The organism is Mesorhizobium sp. (genome assembly GCF_004962925.1).
Lineage (GTDB): Bacteria > Pseudomonadota > Alphaproteobacteria > Rhizobiales > Rhizobiaceae > Mesorhizobium.
This window is the reverse complement of sequence record NZ_SUEO01000134.1, coordinates 2,633-3,946: the sequence shown is the minus strand read 5'-3', so window position 1 is coordinate 3,946 and position 1,314 is coordinate 2,633. Positions and strand designations below refer to the sequence as shown.

Genomic DNA, 1,314 nt, shown 5'->3' with positions numbered 1-1,314 from the left:
CGCGGATCGACCCTCGCCTCAGGAGATCAGTTCACGGCGCTGATGTTGCCCAACCTGAGAAACAGCGTTTCGCCGGAAGAATCATCGACGCCGTCATTGTCGGTGGCGACGAAGATATCGCCGTTCTTGTCGATGGTGAAACCTTCGACCTTGTCGACGACATAGCCGTTGGTGGCTGATTTCAGGTCGCCGATGATGTCACGCACCAGCGTCTTTTCGACCAGCGGCAGCTCGCCACCGAGCTTGGCCGGTTTGAAGGCGTCAAGCGCCACCGAATAGACGCGCTTCACCTTGGCCAGGTCGCCGATCTGGTTGTCGCGTTCGAGGATATAGAGCTTGCCTTCATGCGCGGTGATCTCCGACAGGCCCATCCAGCCGGCTTCGGTCGCTTCGAGCGGGTAGCGCACCGCCGACCATTCCTTGGCCTTCGGCTTGTAGGCCAAAAGCTTGACCTGGCCCTTCGGATCGTCGGCCCATTCGCGCTGCACTGCCATCACCAGCGTCAGGTCGTCGCCCTCGCCGATGGTCGTGATGCCTTCGAGACCGAAGCGGGTCTGGTGGGCGAGCAATTCCATCGGGAAGCCGATTTCCTGCTTGATCTCGCCCTTGTCGTTGACGCGTAGGATGGCGTGCGGGACGAGCTTTGCCGGATCGCCTTCATTGGCCAGCCAGAAGCCGCCTTCACCGTCGGCGACAAGTCCTTCAATGTCGAGCTTCTGTGCAGGATGACCGCCACGCGTGACGATGGTCTTGCCGGTGATCAGCGCCGGGGTCTGCGTGGCATCGATCTCGAAGATCGAGGGCGCGTTGGTGTAGAACGAGTCCGACGCCGCGAACAGCTTGCCGGCAGTGTCGCCGGCCGCGAGCGCCGAAAGCGCACCCCAGCCGAGCGGCGTGCCGTCCGCCGTGAGCTTTGCCGTGATCATCGGGTAGGTGGCGGGACCCTCGGAGCGCTCGTAGATCATGACGTGCGAGCGGGCAAGCCCGTCCTCGACCAGGTCGGCCTCGTTGGCGGTGACCAGGAGATTGCGCGACGGGATTGCGACCAGGCCTTCTGGAGCGATGCCAGAGGGCAGGATCTGGGCAAACTGAGGTTCTGCACCCGTGTCCTTGTAGACACCGATAACGGAGCCACGCTCCGAAGCGACGAAAATCAGTCTGTCTTCTCCGAACGTGCCGGTCTCGAGACCTTCCGGCTCGATGCCCTTCTTGTTGCGGGCGTCGGGATAATGGCCGGCATTGGCAACCTGGTGCTCGAAGGACGGGCCGGATTCATGGAGAACCTCGCCCTTCTTGCTGAAGATCGTGAAACCG

The 1,314-nt window shown here is 62.3% G+C and carries 1 protein-coding gene; it reads right to left on the bottom strand.

Going from position 1 to position 1,314, the window contains the following annotated elements; all coding sequences use genetic code 11:
* Positions 1 to 26: 26 nt before the first annotated feature.
* Positions 27 to 1,314 (bottom strand): esterase-like activity of phytase family protein (locus E5W87_RS23280; RefSeq protein WP_292402824.1); only part of this gene is annotated, 1,288 nt, incomplete at its 5' end.